12 protein-coding genes, 4 tRNA genes and 1 riboswitch are annotated in these 16,440 nt (G+C 73.8%); of the genes, 12 read left to right on the top strand and 4 right to left on the bottom strand.

Annotated features, from left to right (window positions below):
• Positions 1 to 46: 46 nt before the first annotated feature.
• The 3 genes from LZ495_RS17525 to LZ495_RS17515 form a co-directional block, all read right to left on the bottom strand.
• The gene (locus LZ495_RS17525) at positions 47 to 874 is read right to left on the bottom strand and encodes a GNAT family N-acetyltransferase (RefSeq protein ID WP_235053169.1); all 828 of its coding nucleotides are present in this window, start codon (positions 872 to 874) and stop codon (positions 47 to 49) included.
• Positions 875 to 1,043: 169 nt separating this feature from the next.
• Positions 1,044 to 1,877 carry an aminotransferase class IV gene (locus LZ495_RS17520; protein ID WP_235053168.1) on the bottom strand — a complete coding sequence of 278 codons (834 nt, stop codon included), beginning with the start codon at positions 1,875 to 1,877 and terminating at the stop codon, positions 1,044 to 1,046.
• On the bottom strand, positions 1,874 to 2,929 hold the full coding sequence (locus tag LZ495_RS17515) for a chorismate-binding protein (protein WP_235053167.1): 1,056 nt from the start codon (positions 2,927 to 2,929) through the stop codon (positions 1,874 to 1,876). The genes LZ495_RS17520 and LZ495_RS17515 overlap by 4 nt, the downstream gene beginning before the upstream one ends.
• Before the next feature lie 347 nt (positions 2,930 to 3,276).
• Between LZ495_RS17515 and LZ495_RS17510 the strand changes: the two genes are divergently transcribed.
• From LZ495_RS17510 to LZ495_RS17460, 10 genes are all read left to right on the top strand, one after another.
• Positions 3,277 to 5,274, top strand: a complete 1,998-nt coding sequence (locus tag LZ495_RS17510; RefSeq protein ID WP_235053166.1) for a DUF4328 domain-containing protein — start codon at positions 3,277 to 3,279, stop codon at positions 5,272 to 5,274.
• A gap of 1,272 nt (positions 5,275 to 6,546) precedes the next feature.
• A tRNA-Gly gene (locus LZ495_RS17505) sits at positions 6,547 to 6,619 on the top strand.
• A gap of 47 nt (positions 6,620 to 6,666) precedes the next feature.
• Positions 6,667 to 6,737, top strand: a tRNA-Cys gene (locus LZ495_RS17500).
• 40 nt (positions 6,738 to 6,777) lie between these two features.
• Positions 6,778 to 6,852: transfer RNA gene (locus LZ495_RS17495), tRNA-Val, on the top strand.
• Positions 6,853 to 6,946: 94 nt separating this feature from the next.
• Positions 6,947 to 7,021 (top strand) — tRNA-Val (locus LZ495_RS17490).
• Positions 7,022 to 7,213: 192 nt separating this feature from the next.
• Complete coding sequence (locus tag LZ495_RS17485; protein WP_235053165.1) at positions 7,214 to 8,377, top strand: PP2C family protein-serine/threonine phosphatase; 1,164 nt, start codon at positions 7,214 to 7,216, stop codon at positions 8,375 to 8,377.
• Positions 8,378 to 8,511: 134 nt separating this feature from the next.
• A riboswitch (guanidine-I (ykkC/yxkD leader) is annotated at positions 8,512 to 8,626 on the top strand.
• A 275-nt stretch (positions 8,627 to 8,901) separates the two neighbouring features.
• Positions 8,902 to 10,452: an amino acid permease gene (locus LZ495_RS17475; protein WP_235053164.1), complete on the top strand. Its 1,551-nt coding sequence runs from the start codon at positions 8,902 to 8,904 to the stop codon at positions 10,450 to 10,452.
• Positions 10,449 to 11,159 carry an urea amidolyase associated protein UAAP1 gene (locus LZ495_RS17470; protein ID WP_235053163.1) on the top strand — a complete coding sequence of 237 codons (711 nt, stop codon included), beginning with the start codon at positions 10,449 to 10,451 and terminating at the stop codon, positions 11,157 to 11,159. The genes LZ495_RS17475 and LZ495_RS17470 overlap by 4 nt, the downstream gene beginning before the upstream one ends.
• Positions 11,156 to 11,791 carry an urea amidolyase associated protein UAAP2 gene (locus LZ495_RS17465; RefSeq protein WP_235053162.1) on the top strand — a complete coding sequence of 212 codons (636 nt, stop codon included), beginning with the start codon at positions 11,156 to 11,158 and terminating at the stop codon, positions 11,789 to 11,791. Before LZ495_RS17470 ends, LZ495_RS17465 begins: the two co-directional genes overlap by 4 nt.
• Positions 11,788 to 13,947, top strand: coding sequence for a 5-oxoprolinase/urea amidolyase family protein (locus LZ495_RS17460; protein WP_235053331.1), 2,160 nt, complete (start codon positions 11,788 to 11,790; stop codon positions 13,945 to 13,947). Before LZ495_RS17465 ends, LZ495_RS17460 begins: the two co-directional genes overlap by 4 nt.
• A gap of 82 nt (positions 13,948 to 14,029) precedes the next feature.
• On the opposite strand, the gene LZ495_RS17455 is transcribed toward LZ495_RS17460, so the two are convergent.
• On the bottom strand, positions 14,030 to 14,737 hold the full coding sequence (locus LZ495_RS17455; protein WP_235053161.1) for a winged helix-turn-helix transcriptional regulator: 708 nt from the start codon (positions 14,735 to 14,737) through the stop codon (positions 14,030 to 14,032).
• Between the two features lie 116 nt (positions 14,738 to 14,853).
• Between LZ495_RS17455 and LZ495_RS17450 the strand changes: the two genes are divergently transcribed.
• Positions 14,854 to 15,768 (top strand): alpha/beta fold hydrolase, encoded by a 915-nt coding sequence (locus tag LZ495_RS17450; protein WP_235053160.1) that lies wholly within the window; start codon positions 14,854 to 14,856, stop codon positions 15,766 to 15,768.
• 115 nt (positions 15,769 to 15,883) lie between these two features.
• Complete coding sequence (locus LZ495_RS17445; protein ID WP_235053159.1) at positions 15,884 to 16,429, top strand: HAD domain-containing protein; 546 nt, start codon at positions 15,884 to 15,886, stop codon at positions 16,427 to 16,429.
• Positions 16,430 to 16,440: the final 11 nt, after the last annotated feature.

The raw sequence follows: 16,440 nt of genomic DNA, 5'->3' as shown, positions 1-16,440 counted from the left end.
GCGTCCCGGGTGCGGGCGTCCCGGGTGCAGGATCCGGGTGCCGCGGTCAGAGGATGATCTTGCCCATGTGGCGGGCCTGGGTGCGGTAGCCCATCGCGGCCGCGATGTGCCGGGCGGCCGGTACCGGGCCGACCAGTTCCAGGCCCAGTTCGCCCAGCCCGGCGGTGTACGCCAGGTGCTCCGCGGTGCGCAGCAGCAGACGTCCGTACCCGCGCCCGCGCCACTGCTCCGCGACCTCGACCGCCCGCACCTCGGCGCGGCCCGGCACGGCCGGGGACGGGTCGAGCCACACCACGCCGGTGCGCGTGCCGTCCCGGGAGACCAGGGCGTACGCCGTCTGCTCGCCGCCCTCCAGGCGCGTCCGCGCCCGGGTCTCGGCCAGCCGCGGCGCCCAGCCCGCCGCGGTCAGCAGCGCCACGCAGCGCTGCGTCGCATCGGCCCGCCACGCCTCGTGGACGGCGGCCGGCATCGGTTCGAGGCGCAGGCCCGGAGGCGTGTCGGGGAGGTTGCGGGCGGCGCCGATGCCGCCGCGCACCCGGGCCACCAGATAGCGGCTGTCGAAGACGTAGCCCAGCGACGCGGCCAGCCGCAGACCCGGCAGGTTCCCCTCGGGCACTTCGACCGCGACGCGGCCGCAGCCTTCCCGGCGCAGGATCTCCTCGGCGGCCAGCAGCGCCACGCAGCCGTGCCCGCGGCGGCGCCGCGAGGCGAGCACCTCGACGTGGTCGATCCAGCCGGTACCGGTGCCCCAGCGGCCTTCCGGGGCCAGATGCAGGCGGCCGATGGGCCGGCCGTTGGCGCAGATCGCGTACCAGTCCCCGGTCCCGACGTCCGGCCGCGTCCCGGCCGGCGCGGGTCGCAGTGTCGTCGTCACCTGGCCGCCCTCCCCTTCTCCGCGCCCCGACATCCCCTTGTCGAGGAGGTGCTGCCCGCCGAGAGGAAGGGTCAACCAATGCCGTGGCCGGGCACGCGAAGGAGCCGTGCGCGGGCCGCTCCGGAACCGGACCAGCAGGTCGGGGCGGGGGCGATGTCAGCGCCTGATGTCAGGGGTCGATGTCCTCTGCCGAACGGGCCGCGAACGCCTCCGCCGCGGCGCGCGTCAGCGGTCCCGGCGCCGGGAGGTCGCGGTCGTCGACCTGGTGCACGGCCTGCACGTCGCGCAGGCTCGACGTCAGGAAGACCTCGTCCGCCTCGGCGAGGACCGACATGGGCAGGTCGGCCTCCTCGGCCCCCGTCCACTCCAGGACCAGCGCCCGCGTCACACCCGCCAGGCAGCCCGAAGTCAGGTACGGGGTAAGCAACTTGCCGCCGACCGCGACGAAGACGTTCGACCCGGTGCCCTCGCACAGCATGCCCGCGGTGTTCGCGAACAGCGCCTCGGAGGCGCCGCGCTTGGCCGCGTACGCCAGCATGATCACGTTGTCCGCGTAGCTGGTGGTCTTCAGGCCGGTCGTGGGTGCGTTCTCGTTGCGCGTCCACGGCACCGTCACGACCGCGGTGGAGTCCGGGCGCGGCTTGGCCGTGCCGAGCGCCACGACCAGCGTCGCGGGCGCCCCGCCGCGGTCCGAGCCGAGCGGCGACGGACCGCCGGTGTACGTGATGCGCAGCCGGCCCACGCCGTCGAGCGGATTGGCGCCCAGCACCTCCGCGCACGCCTCGCGCACCATCTCCAGGTCCGGGTCCGGGAGGCCGAGACCGCGCGCCGAACGGGTCAGCCGCTCCAGGTGCCGGGTCAGCGCGAACACCTCGCCGCCGGACGCCTTCATCGTCTCGAACACGCCGTCGCCGACTGTGAATCCGTGGTCGGCCACCGAGACCGCGGCGTCCTCCTCGTGGACCAGTCCGCCGCCGGTGGCGTCGCCCAGCCAGGTCTTCATGCCGTCCCCGCTCCTTCGTTCCCGTCCCCGGCCGTCTCCCCGTCCCCGGCCGCCACTTTGAGCAGGTGGGACGCCTTCAGCTCGGTCTCGTCCCACTCGCCTTGCGGGTCCGAACCATATGTGATGCCCGCCCCTGTGCCGAAGCACAGCCGGCGCCCCTCGTCGGCCACGAAGAAGCTGCGGATCCCGACCGCCAGTTCCCCCTCGCGCCGGTCGGCGTCCACCCAGCCGACCGCACCGCAGTACGGGCCGCGCGGCACCGGCTCGAGCTCGCCGATGATGCGCAGCGCACTCGACTTGGGAGCCCCGCTCACCGACCCCGGCGGGAACGTCGCGGCCAGCAGCTCCGGCCAGCCGGCCCCCTCCGCCAGCTCGCCGTCCACCAGCGACACCAGATGCACCAGCCCCGGGTGCTTCTCCACCACGCACAGCTCGGGCACCGTCACCGAGCCGATCCGGCTGGTCCGGCCGAGGTCGTTGCGGACCAGGTCCACGATCATCACGTTCTCGGCGAAGTCCTTGGGCAGCAGATCGGCTTCGGTCCGCCCGGTGCCCTTGATCGGCCCCGACTCGATGCGCGTGCCGCGCCGCCGCAGATACAACTCGGGCGAGGCGCAGGCCACCTGCACACCGTGCCGGGGCAGGCGTATGACCCCGCCGTACGGCGCCGGGTTGCCCAGCGCGAGCCGCGCCGCCAGCCCCGCGATGTCCGCCCGGTCCGGATCGGGCAGCGGCGCGGTCAGCATGCGGCACAAATTGACCTGGTAGACCTCGCCCTGCTCGATGTAGGCGCGGATCCGCCGGACCCCGTCGCGGTACGCGTCCGCGTCCAGCGACGACGACCAGGCTTCGCGCGCGGGCCCGTGCCAGCGCGCGGGCGGCAGCGGCGCCTCGCGCACGTCGTCGAACCGGGCACACACCACGCCGCCCTCGAAGTCGGCGACCACCGCCCAGAAACCGCGCGAATCCAGGGCGGCCGGGTCGTCGGTGACGTCCCGCAGGCCGGTCGCGAGGCGGCCGCCGAGGTGGGCGAGGGCGGGGAGTTCGTTCACAGCGCGTTCACAGGCGAGTTCAACGGGATCCACAGGTCGTCGGATCCGGAGTCCGGGCGGGCTCTGGGCACCGCCGCCCGCGCACCCGAGGCGGTCCTCGGCACGAAGCGGCGACGGGCACCTATTGTAAGGACGTTCCGGACACATGGTGATCGGGAACGGACGCGCCCCGACATCGGGATCCGGTCACCCGTTCCCGCAGTGCCCAAGGCACGGCATGATGCCTTGTCACGGGGGTTGGCGACGTGTCGAAACCCCCTTCGCTGTCGGTGTCCGGACGGCGAACGATCCGTCACGCAGGCGTCCCGATCACTCCCGGCCTGCGTGTGACCGAAGGGTTCCATTTCGTGCTCTGTCCCGCCTGCGGCACCTGGTCCACCCAGGCCGACCGCTGCTCGCACTGCGGCACCGTACTGGCCGCGCCTCCGGCCGCCCCCGTACCGGTGGGCGGCTCGGCCGCTCCGCAGGCGCCCGCCGCGGCGCCGTACGGACAGGGTGTCCCGGGACAGGGTGCGTACCCGCACAACCCGTACGCCGCACCCAACCCGTATGCGCCGGGCGGCCAGCTGCCGCCCCAGGCCGCGCCTGGTGTCCCGTACGGCGTGCCCAACCCGTACGCGGCCCAGAACCCGTACGCCGCCCAGGCCGCTTACCCGGGCCAGGTGCCGCAGGCCGCGCCTTACGGCACCGCGGCCTACCCGGCCGCCGCCTACCCGGGCGCGTACCCCGGCGCCTACCCGCAGCCCGCCGGATTCGGCTGGCAGCCGCCGCAGCCGTTCCGCGCGCTGCGCGGGCTGGCCCTCACGCTCTACATACTGCTCGGCGTCACCGCGCTGGGCGCCGTGGTGTCGCTCGTGGCGTACTTCATGCGCGCCGCACTGCTCGCCGACCTGGTGGACGATCCGAGCTCGGTGACGCAGAGCGAGGCCGACAACGCGGACACCTTCGTGGCGGTCGCGAGCGTCTTCACCGGACTGGTGATGCTGGCCACCGCGGTGGTCTTCGTCATCTGGTTCTACCGGGCCCGCGCCAACGCCGACCTGTTCGGCCAGCACCCGCAGAAGCTCGCCCGCGGGTGGGCGATCGGTGGCTGGTTCTGCCCGGTCGTGTGGTGGTGGTTCCCGAAGCAGATGGCGCACGACATCTGGAAGGCAAGCGACCCGCAGGCCCCCGAGCGCGGAGGTGCGACGCCCGGCCGCAAGCCGCTGCTGTGGATCTGGTGGGTGCTGTTCGTGCTCGCCATGTGGGCGCCGGTCGCGTCCGCGTTCCTGTACCCGTCCGAGGACACCATCGTCCTGGACGACGCCGACGACCTGAAGATCGCCGACTACGTCACCGGCTCGCTGCAGATCCTCACGGTCCTGGCCGCGGTCGCCGCGGTCCTCGTGGTCCGCAGGATCACGGCGTTCCAGCACACCCGCGAGGCGCAGGCCTTCGCGGCGATGGGCCTCACCCAGGACCCGGCGGCGGCGTGGGCCGGCGCGGCGGTCCCGAACCCGGCTGCCGCCCCGGCGGCGGAGGCCGTCCCGGCGGCCGACGCGGTCCCCGCCGCTGACGCGGTCGCCGCGGATGCCGCAGCTGCCGCTCCGGCGGCGGCTGCCCCCGCTGCCGCCGAGGCCCCGGTCGCAGCCGAGGCTCCGGCCGCACCGCCGGCTCCCCCGGCCATGCCGCCGGCTCCGCCGACCGCGCCGCCTGCGCCGCCCGCGGTCGACTCGACCCCGGACTCCGAGCCCGCAGCCTTCGCCGAGGCCCCGGCCCCGTCACTGACGAAGACCCCGGACGCCGAGCCGATCGCCCTCACCAAGGACGAGCCCGCCGACGCCGCGCCCGAGGCCGCGGCAGAGGTCGTGGCAGAGGCCGAGGCCGTCACCGACGCACCGTCAGAAGCTCCCGCGGAAGACGCCACCCCGGCCCCCGCGGCCGAGACCGCCGTCCTCCCTGCCGTGGCCGACGAGCCCACGGAAGCAGACGAGGCACCGGCTGCCGAAGAGGGCACCACAGTCCTCCCGGCGGTCACCGCGGACGAGCCCGAAGCCGACGCCCCGGCGGCGGACGAGGCCCCTGCAGCCGCGGCTGCGACCACCGTGCTCCCGGCCGTCACCGAGCCCGCCCCCGCGGAGGAGGACGCCACCGAGGAGCCGAAGGCCGAGCCCGAGACCGCCGAAGCACCGAAGGCAGAGGCCGACGCCACGGACGACGCCGAAGCAAAGGCCGAGACCGCCGAGCCGAAGGCCGACGCCGAACCCGAGGCGAAGAGCGAGGCCGAGCCCGAGGCTGAGGCCGGGACCATGATCCTTCCGATCGAGGCCCCCACCACGACCGACGAAGGCGCCCCGCGCGCCTGACCCGCAGCACCCCAGAAGGCCCGGTCCCCCAAGGACCGGGCCTTCTGCATGAGCGCCTCCGCGCAGAAGGCGAACGGGACTTACCCCAGGCACGCGCACGCACCGCCGCCCACAGCGCATGCCGCGCTAGGGGCCCGTCGCCAAGCTGGGACCGCACCGCCAACGACGCTCTCGGCGCATAGCGCGAGGCCGCCGGGAGGCAAAGGGAACTTGCCGCAGGTGCACACAAGCCCAGTGCCTACCGCAGACCGCCGCATGCCGCGCGCTGGGAGCACATCGGCGGGCAGGCTGCCGCTGGCGCCGCGCGCGAGGTCGGCACAACAGGCTGAGGCGACTTGCTGCAGGCGGACTGCCGATAGTTGCCGCTCGAGAGGCACGTCGCCCAGCCGGGCCCGCCGTCGCCGACACGGCGCTCGGCAGCGCTCGAGGCCGGCACAGCACGCGAAAGTTCGCACGTGCCCGACTCCCACGGCCGCAATGCCGCGCAGGCGGGCACATCACTAAGCCCGGTGATGCGCCATGACGCGCTCGCTCCGTGCACAGCCGATGCCCGCCGTCCGAGAGGCGCGTCGCCTAACCGGGACCACGCGCGGCACATTCCGCACAAGAGGCGCATCAGTGAGCCAGGTGACGCCGTTGCCGACACGGCTCTCGGCGCAGCGCGCGCGGTCGGCGCAGCACGCGGAGGGGACTTGCCGTAGGTGCGCACGCACCCAGTGACCGTGGCAGGTCGGCGCAGCCGATGCATGCTGCCCAAAAGGGGCACATGGGCGGGCCGGGTAGCCGTCGCCGGCGACGCGGCGCTCGGCGCGGTGCGCAACGTCGGGTCGGCATGCGGCGGGGGCTCGGCGGAGGTGCGCAGGTGTCGGGCGCTCGAAGCCGGCACAGCACGCGAAGGTTCGCACGTACCCGACTCCCACGGCCGCACTGCCGCGCGGGCGGCTCATCACTAAGCCAGGTGACGCGCCACGACGCGCTCGCTCCGTGCACAGCCGACGCCTGAGAGGGGCGTCGCCCGCGGTCGGTGCGTGAGGGGTCGTCTGGGCCGGGGTCGTTGCTCTCGGCGCGGGCTGTGTGTGTCCTGCGGGGGCGGTGGGGTCGGGTGAGTGCGGCGGGCTTGCGGGGTGGGTGGGTTCGATGCGGCGGGCGCGCGTGGAGGTGGGTGCGGGGAGGGTGGTGCGGCGGTTCGGTGGAAACGGAATTTGTGCTGGCCAGGGTTTCCGCTAAAGTTCTTCACGTCGCCAGGAAGCGGAAACGCAGAACGGTCGGCACGCGGACGTGGCTCAGTTGGTAGAGCATCACCTTGCCAAGGTGAGGGTCGCGAGTTCGAATCTCGTCGTCCGCTCGGAAGAAGTCGTGGGACCAAGGCCTTCGGGTCGCGGACCTGCGCATGGTGGAGTGGCCGAGAGGCGAGGCAACGGCCTGCAAAGCCGTCTACACGGGTTCAAATCCCGTCTCCACCTCGAGAAGTGAGAACCGGCTCCGGCCGGGAGGATCTTCCCCGCGCGATTAGCTCAGCGGGAGAGCACCACACTGACACTGTGGGGGTCACTGGTTCAATCCCAGTATCGCGCACCACCCCGATCGTTCGGGCCACCGTCGAGGCGGTGGCCCTGATCATGAGGGGCGCAGGAAGAGTAGTAGGATCGACGCGGATCGCAAGGTCCGTCCCGCGCGATTAGCTCAGCGGGAGAGCACCACACTGACACTGTGGGGGTCACTGGTTCAATCCCAGTATCGCGCACCACAAGGGCCGCGGAGGCAACTCCCGCGGCCCTTCTGCTTGTTCGGGTGCTGGTCGGGTGTCGGTCGGGGGCTTTCCCATGGCGTACGGAGTCGGGCCGGGCGCTCGCGGCTCCGTCCCGGCTACCATGACGTGCCCGTCGTCCGGGCACCCGACGGGACGTCTCCTCGACCGACAGGACCGACAGGCACGCCCATGACCCTCAGACGCCTGCGGCGCGCCGCCGACAGCCGGGCGGTCGGCCCCGAGCCCTCGCCCGGGGACCGCCGGGCCACGATCGCCGCGTTCGCCGCGATCGTGGCGATCTCGGTGATCGACGCGCTGGTCGATCCGGCGATCCCGGGGGCGGTGGCGCTGGGCCTCGTCGCACCGGCCGCCGCGGGTGTGTGCAGCAAGCGGCAGGTGGCCGCGCTGGCGACCGTCGCGACCGCGAGTTCGGTGGTGCTGGTCACCTACTACGAATCCACCACGGTCACCTCGAAGTTCATTCACGTCACGGTGATCGGTGCGCTCGGCCTGGTGGCGTACGGGGTGACGTCGACGAGGCTGCGCCGCGAGGCGCAGCTGCGGCATGCGCGTTCGGTGGCGATGACGCTGCAGAGTGCGGTGCTGGAGCCGGTGCCACCGCGGCTGCCCGGGCTGGACCTGGCGAGCCTCTACATGGCCGCGGAGGCGGAAACGCTCGTCGGCGGCGACTTCTACGCGGTGGTGGACGGGCCGCACGGCATCCGGATGCTGATCGGGGACGTGCGCGGCAAGGGCCTGCCGGCGGTGAACACCGCTGCCGCGCTGATGGCGACGTTCCGCGAGGCGGCGTACCACGAGAAGGATTTGACCGAGGTTGCTGCCCGCTTGGAGGGCCGGATCCACCGGCTGACCTCGGAACGCACCGGGCCGCCCGGGGAGCGCTTCGCGACGGCGCTGCTGATGGCGTTCGACGATCCGGACACGCTGCGGCTGATCACCTGCGGGCATACGCCGCCCATCATGCTGCGGGACGGTTCGTCGACCGAGATCGAGCTCGCCGACATCGCTCCGCCGCTCGGCCTGGCGCCGCTGTATCCGGGCGGTGTGCGGTACGTGGAGCACGAGATCCCGTTCGCGCCGGGCGACACGCTGGTCGCCACCACGGACGGCATCAGCGAAGCCCGGGACGAGGACGGCCGGTTCTACCCCGCCGCGGCCCGGCTGGCCGGGTGGAGCCGGGCCTGGCCGCAGCACATCGTGCTGCACCTGTACAGCGACCTGCGCGGCCACACCGGCGGCCCGCTGCAGGACGACGCCGCCGCGCTGGTGCTGCAGCGCCCGCGGCGCGCCACCCCGGGGTCGACCCGGCGCCGCCTGCCGCACCTGATCTGACGCCCGCCGGCCCGACCGCCGTACGACACGTGTCGGCATCCGAGGCGCCGTCAGATCTCTTTCACACGGCGGCAACACGCCGGGGCGCCAGCGGAAACAGGCCGTCCCTGTACTGGGACGCGACCCGCTCGACGGCGGGGCGCGGCTAGGGTTCCGCCGCTCGGCACCGGAAGGTGCCGGCGGGTCTGGTCCGAGAGCCGCAGGCGGGGCCCAGGCCCCGTTCCACGGCGGGAGAAAAGCCCGGGAGGCCAGGTCGATCCGGCATGTCCGGATCCCGGTCCCGGGGAGCCGCCCGTGACGTCCCGTCAGCATTCTCCCGCCGCACCGGTGTTCCGGACGGCCGCAGCAACAGCCCCGGATCCGCACCCCGGGCGCCGTCCTGCCGTGCCGCCCGCAGCTCCGGCATCTCCTGCAGTGCCCGCCGCCGCCCGGTCCTCTATGCCCCGGCCGCGGCCCGCTCTCTCCAGCGCCCACCCCTGCGCCGCGCCCCACGGGGCCGGCTCCTGCGCGGAAAGGCTCCTGCCATGACCACGATCAGCGCCCCGTCCGGCCCGCCGCCGGCTCCCCCTGCGCCCGGTGCCGCGGACGCGCACGACCTCGCCTCGTTCGGGTACGAGCAGCAACTGCACCGCAAGCTCGGCTCGTTCGCATCGTTCGCGGCCGGGTTCTCGTTCGTGTCGATCCTGACCACGGTCTTCCAGCTGTTCGCGTTCGGGTTCTCGTTCGGCGGCCCGGCGTTCTTCTGGACCTGGCCGATCGTGTTCGCCGGGCAGCTCCTCGTCGCGCTGTGCTTCGCCGAACTCGCCGCCCGCTACCCGATCGCCGGGTGCGTCTACCAGTGGTCGCGGCGCCTGTCGACGGGCGTGACGGGCTGGTTCGCGGGCTGGCTCATGCTGATCGGGCAGATCGTCTCGGTGGCCGCCGCGGCCATCGCGCTGCAGGTGGTCCTCCCCCGCATCTGGTCCGGCTTCCAGATCGTCGGCACCGAGACCGCGCTGACCTCGTCGGACGGCGCCACCAACGCCGTCCTCCTGGGCACCGTCCTGATCGCCGTCACCACGGTGATCACCGCGGTCGGCGTGAAGGTCATGTCGCTGGTCAACAGCGTCGGCGTGGCCTGCGAACTTGTCGGCATCGCGCTGCTGATCGCGCTGCTGTTCGTGCACGCCGAGCGGGGTCCGTCGGTGGTCACCGACACCGGTGGCGTCGAGGGCAGCGGCAGCTACTTCGGCGCGTTCCTGGTCTCCGCGCTGATGGCGGCGTACGTCATGTACGGCTTCGACAGCGCGGGCGAACTCGCCGAGGAGACCAAGAACCCGCGCCGGACCGCACCGCGCGCCATCATCCGCGCCCTGGTCGCCTCCGGCGTCGCGGGCCTCCTGCTGCTGCTCGGCGCGCTCATGGCCGCGCCCAGCGTCACGGACGGCGAACTGGCCGCGGGCGGCCTCCCCTACGTCCTGACCGCCCAACTCGGCACCGGCCTCGGCAAGGCGCTGCTGGTCGACGTCGCCATCGCGATGTTCGTGTGCACGCTCGCCATCCAGACCGCCGCCACCCGCCTGGTCTTCTCGATGTCGCGGGACGGCGTGCTGCCCGGCTCCGCACGCCTCGCCAAGGTCTCGCCGCGCACCGGCACTCCCGTGCTGCCCGCCCTGGTCATCGGCGTCCTTGCGGCCGCGCTGCTGCTCGTCAACGTCGGCCGCGCCGAGCTGTTCACCGCGCTGACGTCGGTGGCGATCGTCCTGGTCTACGGCGCCTACCTGCTGGTCACCCTCCCGCTGCTGGCCGCCCGGCTGCGCGGCCGCCTGCCCGCGCACGACGGCTTCTCCCTCGGCCGGTTCGGCATCGCCGTCAACGCGGGCGCGGTCGTGTACGGCCTCCTGATGCTGGTCAACATCGGCTGGCCGCGCGCCGAGGTGTACGACCCGGCCGGCGGCCACTGGTACCTGGAGTACTTCGCCGTGCTGTTCGTGGCCGGCGCGCTCGCCATCGGTGCCGGGGCGTACGCGCTGCTGCGCCGCGAACGCGCCCGCGGCGCCGCGGTCCTGCCGCTCCCCGCGGAGGCCGCCTCGTGACCGCGTACGCCCACGACATCGCCGCGGGCGCGGCCTGGACCGTGCGCCTGAACCGGCACCGCGCCCTGCGCCTGACCTGCCTCGACGACGGCGCCAACGTCTCCGTGCTGATGTTCGCGGCCGCCGACCCCCTCGAACGCCTCAACGTCCCCGACACTCTCAAGGCGCAGATGTCGGCCTGCCTGCGTCCGCCGCTCGTCCTCATGTCCGACATGGGCCGCGCGCTGGCCACCCTGACCGGCTCGTCCCTGGACTGGCACGACGCCGTCACCGGGCATAGCACCGACGCCCATCTCGACGCCCGCTGGGGACCCTCCGACTACGCCGCCGACCGCAACGCCTGGCGGCGCAGCGCCCGCGCGGGACTCCTCGACGAACTCGCGAAGCACGGCCTCGGCCGCCGCGACCTGCACGCCACCGCCAACCTGTTCACCAAGGTCGTCCCGGACGGCGACGAACGCGGCACGCTCGCCTTCGTCCCCGGACATGCGTCCGCCGGCGACTGGGCCGAACTCCGCGCCGAGCAGGACCTGTTGGTGGTCCTGTCCAGCGCACCGCACCCGCTCGACCCGAATCCGGCCTGGGCCCCGGCCCGCATCCGCGCCACCGTCGCCGCGGTCCCCGCACCGGGCCCCGACGACCCGGCTCGCCTGTTCCGCGCGGAGTCCGGCCGCGCGCTGGCCGCGACCGAGAGGAGCCTGGCATGACCGCACCCGCAATCACCGCGACGACCACGCTGTTCGACGCCACCGTCGGCGCCGGGGCCGGCTGGACCGGCGAACTCCCGGCCGGCGCCCACCTGCGCATCGTCGACCTGTGCGGCAACCAGGCCGTCGACACGCTCTTCTTCGACGCCCGCGACTACGCCAACCGCTACAGCGCCGTCGACACCATCCGCGAACAAGGCGCGGTCTACCTCACCACCGGCTCGGTCCTGCTCTCCACCGGGCTCGACCCGCTCGCCACGATCGTCGACGACACCTGCGGCCGCCACGACACGCTGGGCGGCGCGTGCGCTCAGGAGAGCAACGCCGTCCGCTACGGCGAGCACACCCGGCACCAGCACGCCTGCCGCACCACCTTCGTGCGCGAGGCCATGGCCTGGGGACGCGGCCTCGGCAAGCGGGACCTGACGCACAACGTCAACTTCTTCATGAACGTGCCGCTCACCCCGGACGGCGGACTCACCTTCGCGGACGGCGTCTCCGCCCCCGGCAAGCACGTGGAACTCCGCGCCGAGCGCGACATCCTCGTCATGGTCAGCAACTGCCCGCAGCTCAACAACCCGTGCAACGGCTACGACCCCACCCCCGTACGCCTCATCGGGTGGACGCCATGACCCCCGTCGCCACCGGCCCCCGCACGCACGCACCGCCCGGGCCGGACCGCCGCACGACAACTCCGGCGGCGCCCCACGGCACGGCACCGGCCGCGCCGCCGGTCGGCGGCTTCACCGTCCTGACCCCCGGCGTCCAGACCCTGGTCGTCGATCTCGACGGACGACGCGGCCTGTGGGGCGTGGGCGTCCCGCCCTCCGGAGCATTCGACGACCGCTCGTTCGCCCTCGCCAACACCGCCGTCGGCAACCCGCGCACCGCCGCCGGACTCGAATCCGTCCTCCGCGGCCCCAGCCTGCGCTTCGTGCAACGCGCCCTGGTCTGCCTCACCGGAGCCGTCGGCCACGCCACGCTCGACGGACGCCCTGTCCGACCCGGTCGGGTCACCGTCGTCGCCCCCGGCCAGGTCCTCGACCTGGGCGACACCGGCGGCCCGGGCCTGCGCCAGTACCTCGCGGTCGGCGGCGGCATCGCCGTCCCGGCCGTCCTCGGCAGCCGCACCACGTTCCTGCTCGGCAAGTTCGGCGGGCACGGCGGCCGGGCACTCGCCGCGGGGGACGCGCTTCCGGTCGGCTCGGCGGAGAACCTCACCGCCCCCGCCGACGTCACCGACCTGCTCCCGGAACTCGCCGACACCTGGGAACTCCGCGTCGTCCCCGGCCCGCACGGCGCCCCCGAACACCTCACCGAAGACGGCGTCCGGGACCTCTTCGCCGCCGAGTGGCGCGTCGACCACCGCGCCGACCGCACCGGCGTACGCCTGGTCGGGCCGGCCCCCGCGTGGGCCCGCGAGGACGGCGGTGAAGCGGGCCTGCACCCCAGCAACATCCACGACAGCGCCTATCCCGTCGGCGGCATCATGCTGTCCGGCAACACCCCGGTCATCGTCGGACCCGACGGCCCGAGCCTGGGCGGATTCGTCGTCCCGGCCGCGGTCATCCGCGCGGACCGCTGGAAACTCGCGCAGGCCCGGCCCGACGACCGGGTCCGCCTCGTCCCCGTCACCCCCGCGGAGGCAGCCCGCGCCGACCGCGCCCGCACCGCCGAACTCGCCCACCCGGCAAGCGCCGCAGCCCACCGCACCGCACACGGCCGGCACTCATCGGACCACTCCCCCGCGGCCGCGCCCGACCGGCCGGCCGCCCTCCTGGAACTGCCCGCCGACGGCCTCCGGCCCGCGCTGGCGGTACGCCGCTCCGGCGACCACCACCTCCTCGTCGAGGCCGGTCCACCGCGCCTCGACCTCACCGTAAGGCTGCAGATCCACCTGCTCGCCCAAGCCCTCGCGGCCCGCACCGCACCCGGCAACCCGCTCGCCGCGGTCACCGAAACCGTCGAAGGCGTCCGCTCGCTGCTCCTCGCCTTCGACCCCGCGCACCCTCCGCACGACCGCCTCGCCCCCGGAATCGCCGAAGAGATCGCCGGGCGGATCGCCGAGTGCTGGACCGGCCTGCCCGACCCGCGCGGCATCGAACTCCCGGTCCGCGAAGTCGTCCTGCCCATCTCGCTGGACGACCCCGCCGCGCACGAGGCCATGCAGCGCTACCAGCGCGGCGTCCGCCCCGACGCCCCCTGGTGCCCCGACAACGTCGAGTTCATCCGGCGCGTCAACGACCTCGGCACCCGCGACGACGTCTTCGCCGTCGTCGAAGCCGCCACCTATCTGGTCCTCGGGCTCGGCGACGTCTATCTCGGCGCGCCCGTCGCGGTCCCGCTCGATCCCCGCCACCGGTTGGTCACCACCAAGTACGACCCGGCGCGTACCTGGACGCCGGAGAACGCGGTCGGCATCGGCGGGGTCTACCTGTGCGTGTACGGCATGGAGGGGCCCGGCGGCTATCAGCTGGTCGGCCGTACCGTGCCGGTCTGGCGGCTCACCGACGCGCCTCCTGACGGTGTACAGGAACCGCCCTGGCTGCTCCGCCTCTTCGACCGGCTCCGGTTCCGCCCGGTGCCTGCCGACGAGTTGCTGCGGCTGCGCGCCGACGTCGCCGCCGGACGCGCCGGCCTGGAGGTCCGCGAGGCCACGCTGACCTGGGACGACTTGACCGCGGCGAACATCCTGATCGGCGCCGAGCAGGAGCGCCAGGCCGCGGAGTTCACCGCCCGCCGCGAGTCCGCCTTCGCGGCGGAACGCGCGCGCTGGGCCGCAGGCTGATCGACAGACCCTGCGGAAGGGGGCCCGGCACCCGCGGGCGTGCCGTACCGACCGACGGCCCGCCCGCGGGTCGGCCCGCGGGTCAGCCGCGCCGCGGCAGGGCGTCGACCAGGCGCTCCAGGTGTCCCGGCCCGGCCGCGCCCCCGGTGACCGCGACGGTCCCGGCGGCCAGCGCCTTCTTCAGCGGTACCTGGTGCGTCAGTACGGCCTGGAGGGTGCGCTGGTCGCCCGTGACCTCGACGTCGGGCGCCGCCGCGGTGTCGCCGCGGACGACCCCGGCGAGCCGGCCGTCGACGACGTCCACCCGGTAGACGTCCCGCTCCAGCACGAACCGGAACGACGCGGTCCAGGGCGTCTCCGGAGTCGCCGCGAAGAACGCCCGCAGGCCCAGGAACACCGTGTCCGCGGTGATCTCCCCGGTCAGGGGGACCACCGGCGACCGCATGCCCCAGGTCCGCAGCGCATCGAAGACGGGTTCCAACTCGGCGCCCCACTCGGTGAGTTCGTACACCTTGGCGGCCGCGGGCGGGGGCAATGTGCGGCGCCGCAGCACCCCGGTCGCCTCCAGGTCGCGCAGGCGCTGGGCCAGCACGCTGCTGCCCGCACCCGGCAGCGCGGCCTGCAGGTCGGCGTAGCGGCGCGGGCCCAGGCGCAGTTCGCGCACCACGAGCAGGGCCCAGCGCTCCCCCACGATGTCCAGCGCATGCGCGATCGGGCACGCCTGGCCGTACGACCTGCGCGCCGAGCCCGGAGCGGACGACGAGCGCGACGGGGATGCCGGAGCTGCCATGAGGACCTCGCAGGGTAGGGGGAGCACGCCGTCGGAACTTCTACTTCGATAAGAGTAGCAAGAACTTCGATTTTCGAAGTAGTGTGGGGGCACGCCCACTCCCCAGGAGGCCTGCCATGACCGGAAACACCCACGCCGCGCCCGAGACCACCGTCCGCATCGGCGACGTCGACCTCGCCGTCCAGGCTTTCGGCGACCCGGCCGCACCCGCCGTCCTGCTCATCGCGGGCGCCGAATCCTCGATGGACTGGTGGCACGACGAACTGGTCGACCGCATCGCCGGCCGCGGGCGCTACGTCATCCGCTACGACGCCCGCGACACCGGCCGCTCGACCACCTATCCCGTCGGCGCCCCCGGCTACACCGGCGACGACCTCACCGCGGACGCCCTCGGCGTACTCGACGCCTTCGGCCTGCGCACCGCGCACATCGTGGGCATCTCGATGGGCGGCGGCATCGCCCAGGACATCGGCATCGCCCACCCGGACCGGGCGGCGTCCCTCACGCTCATGTCCACCACGCTCGCCGGCCCCGGCTCCGCGGAGAGCACCGAACTGCCGCCGATGAGCGAGGACCTGGCGAAGCTGTTCGCGGAACCGGCCGAGGGGCCGGACTGGTCCGACCGCGACGCCGTCCTCGCCTACTTCGTCACCGCCGAACGCAACTTCTCCGGCACCATCCCCGTCGACGAGGACGAGATCCGGCGCATCGCGGGCCGCGCCTTCGACCGCAGCCCCTCCCCGGCCGCCGCGGCCAACCACTGGATCATGGACCAGGGCGACAAGACCCCCGGGCGGGTCGGCGACATCACCGCCCCCACCCTCGTCATGCACGGCACCGCCGACCCGCTCTTCCCGTACGGGCACGGCGAGGCCCTCGCCGCGGCGATCCCGGGCGCCCGGCTGGTGGCGCTGCCGGGTGCCGGCCACCAGATGCCGCCGCGCCAGGTGTGGGACATCGTGGTCGACGAGATCGCCGCACACACCGCCGCCCCGACCGGTACCGCCACGCCGCCTGCGGCGCGCGCGTGACGGATGCGGTCCCGTACCGCAATCTCCCGCGCCGCCACCCCTCCCGACCGGCCGCCTCGGCAGGACACACTGGTCGCACCGGACACGCGTGGACACCGAGGGGGCAGGCCGCCACGTGACAGCTTCCCGATCCCGCAGGCCACTGCTGTTGCTGGACGTCGACGGGCCGCTGAACCCGTTCGGCCGCCAGCCCGGACCGTGCGCCGAGAGATACGCGTCGCACATGCTGCGGCCCCGCAACTGGGTCGAGCGGCACGGCGGCGTCATCGAGGAGGCGCCGGCGCTGCGGGTCGACCTCAACCCGGCGCACGGCCCGGCCCTCACCGCGCTCGGCTGCGAACTCGTCTGGGCCACCACGTGGATGGACCAGGCCAACGCCATGATCGGACCGGTCCTGGGCCTGCCCCGCCTGCCGTTCATCGACTGGGGCGACGCGCTCTTCTCCCCCGACCCGGCCGGACTGCACTGGAAGACGCGCGCGGTCGTCGCGTACGCCGCCGGGCGGCCGTTCGCCTGGATCGACGACGAGATCGAGGCCTCGGACCGCGACTGGGTGGCCGCGGAATGCGGCCCGAGCGTCCTCCTGCATGCCGTGTCCGACGAAGTCGGCCTTACCGACGACGACTTCACGGTGATCCAGGCCTGGGTGCAGGAGTTCTGACCGCGGACCCG

Source organism: Yinghuangia soli (genome assembly GCF_021502675.1).
In the GTDB taxonomy this organism is placed as follows: Bacteria; Actinomycetota; Actinomycetes; order Streptomycetales; family Streptomycetaceae; genus Yinghuangia; species Yinghuangia soli.
The sequence above is the reverse complement of the archived record's forward strand: the minus strand, read 5'-3'. Positions and strand labels throughout refer to the sequence as shown.

Bases quoted from the DNA above. Each gene is read 5' to 3' on its own strand.
- LZ495_RS17520 (WP_235053168.1), bottom strand. From the start codon at position 1,877: ATGAAGACCTGGCTGGGCGACGCCACCGGCGGCGGACTGGTCCACGAG.
- LZ495_RS17450 (WP_235053160.1), top strand. From the start codon at position 14,854: ATGACCGGAAACACCCACGCCGCGCCCGAGACCACCGTCCGCATCGGC.
- LZ495_RS17485 (WP_235053165.1), top strand. From the start codon at position 7,214: ATGACCCTCAGACGCCTGCGGCGCGCCGCCGACAGCCGGGCGGTCGGC.
- LZ495_RS17475 (WP_235053164.1), top strand. From the start codon at position 8,902: ATGACCACGATCAGCGCCCCGTCCGGCCCGCCGCCGGCTCCCCCTGCG.
- LZ495_RS17455 (WP_235053161.1), bottom strand. From the start codon at position 14,737: ATGGCAGCTCCGGCATCCCCGTCGCGCTCGTCGTCCGCTCCGGGCTCG.
- LZ495_RS17460 (WP_235053331.1), top strand. From the start codon at position 11,788: ATGACCCCCGTCGCCACCGGCCCCCGCACGCACGCACCGCCCGGGCCG.
- LZ495_RS17465 (WP_235053162.1), top strand. From the start codon at position 11,156: ATGACCGCACCCGCAATCACCGCGACGACCACGCTGTTCGACGCCACC.